This window comes from Edaphobacter sp., from assembly GCF_035532915.1.
Taxonomy (GTDB): domain Bacteria; phylum Acidobacteriota; class Terriglobia; order Terriglobales; family Acidobacteriaceae; genus Edaphobacter.
The window spans coordinates 1-3,199 of sequence record NZ_DATKQC010000030.1 but is presented as its reverse complement, the minus strand read 5'-3'; the positions used below and the strand labels follow the sequence as shown (position 1 = coordinate 3,199).

Below are 3,199 nucleotides of genomic sequence, written 5' to 3'. Positions count from 1 at the left end.
CATGATATATGGCACATATATGGCACGCCGCTACTCTCCGGTTCGATCATCAGCTTCTTTCCATGGTAGACGGAGTATCCTGGCTCCTTCTTGGTAGGCGCAGGATTTTTCAAGGCGTAGATCACTACTCCATCTTTGAGGACGGCCATCTCTATTACATGGCCATGCTCACAATCATCGATGGTAATTTCCTGGATATAACTCTGACCATCGTTGGTTGCGTTTACCAATTCGAATGTCAAGTCAATGTTCGCTCGAACCCCTCTGCTGGTTCGTTGCAGGGCAAATACCATATGGTAGTCACGCCGGTAGAGCGTCACGTTTGTCAATGTGTGAATACGATCCATGATCCGAGCAAGCAATGCCCCATCACCACTTGTAAAAAGGTTTGGGCGTTGATCGAAGTCCTCCCGCATTTCTCTTCCGATGTGCTCGGCTGCTGTGCCTCGCAGCCAGCGGTCCAGCTCTGATTTAAGGGCATAAACCGGGGGCCTTGGGCCATTTCCCCGCCTATAGATGGGCAAATCTAACGCATGTTCGTACCGTTGGGCTGTGCTAACGCACGTTCCGATATAATTCGCGATATTAATCCATCCTGAGAGAACTTCCTTCACGTCAATCTCCTCTGGGATAGCCTGCCTCAGCAGCTTCTTGCTGCATATTGAAGCATCAATGCTGCATATTGCAGCTTTTACAGGCCCTTCCATCTCCCTATGCTTATGAGTGGGTACTTACACCCTGCACGGCAATAGCCGCAATCTAGGAGGAAAGCATGAATTCAAATGGCCAAAAAGCAAATTCGTACCATCATAACAACTTCGAACCGCCGCCGATTCATCCGTTGGATAACGTATTTGATTCTGCACCCGGTCGCGACCCGCTACTCCAGATGCAAACGGGTCTATTCGAACTTGGGTGCAACCGCGCGCGATTGAGCGGCGCTTCCAAGCCTATTCCCGAAGACATCCACGCGCTGGAAGATCATGCGCGGTCGATCGCGCGAGACACCTATCGAGAGAAGTTCGATCCCGATAACAACGCGCTCGATCGGATGCACCACGCTGAGTACGAGCGACTCCTCGAACAACGCGAAGAGATGGAAAAAGGGGTGGCGCATGCAACCGCAAATGTTCACGATGCCGAGAAAGTGCTGGCGGGGACAGCGAAGGCCGGCCCGAAGCCGGAAGTAAGCGTCTGGCTCGCAACTGCGTTCATCGTTGCAATCACCGTCACCGTCGCGCCCACGTTGCACGACCTCCTCTTCTATACCATTAGTGACCCAATGCTGTCTTGGTTTACGTCGTCCATTTGTGCATCGTTCATTGCGGCGATGCTGACCTGGGCAATTCTTTCCGGTCGGCGAACAAAATGGGCCTGGGCTGGGGTAGCGGCCGGGGTCGTGCTTGGTCTGGGTCTCGGTGCGCTCCGGCTCTCCTCCGCGCAAGGTCCTTCCGAAGTCTTATTCGCCGTCGGGCTCACGATTATCGAAGTAAGTGCGGTGCTGCTGCTTGAGTGGCTTGCCAGTGGTCTTCGTGTTCGAGAGGACGAATGGCGACTTTTCAAGCTTGGTGAAGATAAAGCGCTTGCTTGTCGTGACGCTGAGCTTGTCGACCTCGCCCGCCGCCAAAAGCGGCTGCAAGAGGTAAGCGACGCCATCGCTCGGAAGATCGCCTATGTGGAAGACCGGACTCACCGCAACGTGCACCTGCCTGAACTTGAAGCGGTTGCCATAAAAGCTGTATTAGATGGCTACAATGCGGGCATAAATGAAAACATTGGCCGCCTGCGCGGTGCGAGCGGGAGGCCGTCATGAAGCATCCTGTCATCATTCTGATTGCGGCGATTGTCGCATCTGGGAGTTTCATCGGCTGGCGCGTGCATGCGATGAAGAACGATCCCGTGACCGATGTCGAAGAGGTTTACGACCCCTCCATCTCCTTCACTGGGGGTTGCCAGTCACTTGTGGGTTCCGCCGAGCAAGCACTCGGTGATCCCAACATGTCGGCGGGATCAACTCTGACTGTTCTGGTCTTGGGCAACCAGGCCACGGCCGATGAGCCACGGCGGCTCGGGACGTACGCGATTCCCACGGTACGCAAGGTCATTGAAGGCAGGCAGGCGAGCGCGGAGCGCCGGGAATCCCTCTTGAGGAACCTGTGGGCGAGATGCCAATCCCTGCAACCGACCGCTATCTCACCTATTTTTCTTGGAGTACAACAAGCTATCGCCGAACTTCGGGCGGATGGCTGCAAAGCGGGCTCACACTGCGCACTATGGGTGAGCACGGACCTGGAAGAGAACGGAGTCCGAGCCATCGAGGAACGGATCAACTCCGGCCGGAAAGTACGGAGTGCACTTCCCGCGCCATTGGACAATACCGGCATCGCAGTAACCCTTTGCGGGTTCGCTCAGACTTCTGGCCACCTGATCGGACCTTCGGGACGCGAAATCGGCAAACCCACGATCCGCGACCCTCACCGTGACAATCGTCTCCAGGCTGTGTGGCGCTCGCTGTTTACTCAGCCGGGACTTGTTCGGTTTGAACCGTACTGCCCCAAGCCGGGCATTCTCCCCGGTGCATGGAGCGCACGCCGGACGGCGGAGGCGCGCTGAGCCGGGCCGAAATTGGAGCGCGTGCTGGAAGGAACCCTTTATTCGGAGGGGAGCAATGATCCATTTGCTTTCAAACTTGATCGGCGCGGTAGCTGCCATTGGATTGATCGTCTCGGCGCTGGTCTATATGGTAAGTCCACAACGCGGCGGCGAAATGCTCAGACGGCTCGCGATTTTTCTTGCCGGCGCCCTCATCGGCGCCTGCCTGCTCCGGCAGTTCGCCGCCTGCATTCAGTTTCGGCCTTCGCTCCTGCTTTTGGGCATCGGCATCAGCGTCGCCGCATACTGTCTGCACGAATGCCGGAACGCGCGTCCCAAGCAGTCTGACCGCTCTCACAGACCGGAAAGGACGCCAGGCCTTCCGCATGGAGGATCACGGACATGATGGACTGGATTTTGGAACAGTTCCTCGGGAGGAAGATTGAGAAAGAGACGGCACGGTACCTGCGCGAGCTTTCTCTCTCGTCGGTGCTGGAATCCCGGCGGCAGGCCGATGGCACGCTCGCCGCTTTCCGAACCGAGCCGGGGACGAAAATGACGTTGGGAACTACCCTATGGGGCGAGCAGGTCACGGTGCCCCTCGAAG

5 protein-coding genes are annotated in these 3,199 nt (G+C 56.7%); 3 read left to right on the top strand and 2 right to left on the bottom strand.

Going from position 1 to position 3,199, the window contains the following annotated elements; genetic code table 11:
- Positions 1-707 (bottom strand): hypothetical protein (locus VMU57_RS01380; protein ID WP_325380039.1); only part of this gene is annotated, 707 nt, incomplete at its 3' end.
- A gap of 65 nt (positions 708-772) precedes the next feature.
- Between VMU57_RS01380 and VMU57_RS01375 the strand changes: the two genes are divergently transcribed.
- On the top strand, positions 773-1,813 hold the full coding sequence (locus tag VMU57_RS01375) for a hypothetical protein (protein ID WP_325380037.1): 1,041 nt from the start codon (positions 773-775) through the stop codon (positions 1,811-1,813).
- A complete protein-coding gene (locus VMU57_RS01370; protein WP_325380035.1) occupies positions 1,810-2,613 on the top strand; it encodes a hypothetical protein in 804 nt (267 codons plus the stop codon). Before VMU57_RS01375 ends, VMU57_RS01370 begins: the two co-directional genes overlap by 4 nt.
- Positions 2,614-2,683: 70 nt before the next feature.
- Here the strand turns inward: VMU57_RS01370 and VMU57_RS01365 are convergent, their stop codons facing one another.
- Positions 2,684-2,950: a hypothetical protein gene (locus tag VMU57_RS01365; protein WP_325380033.1), complete on the bottom strand. Its 267-nt coding sequence runs from the start codon at positions 2,948-2,950 to the stop codon at positions 2,684-2,686.
- Between the two features lie 44 nt (positions 2,951-2,994).
- Between VMU57_RS01365 and VMU57_RS01360 the strand changes: the two genes are divergently transcribed.
- Positions 2,995-3,199: hypothetical protein (locus VMU57_RS01360; protein ID WP_325380030.1), on the top strand; the 205-nt coding region annotated here is incomplete at its 3' end.

What these genes read in the sequence shown, in the direction of transcription:
- VMU57_RS01375 (WP_325380037.1), top strand. Translation starts at nt 773, where the DNA reads ATGAATTCAAATGGCCAAAAAGCAAATTCGTACCATCATAACAACTTC.
- VMU57_RS01370 (WP_325380035.1), top strand. Translation starts at nt 1,810, where the DNA reads ATGAAGCATCCTGTCATCATTCTGATTGCGGCGATTGTCGCATCTGGG.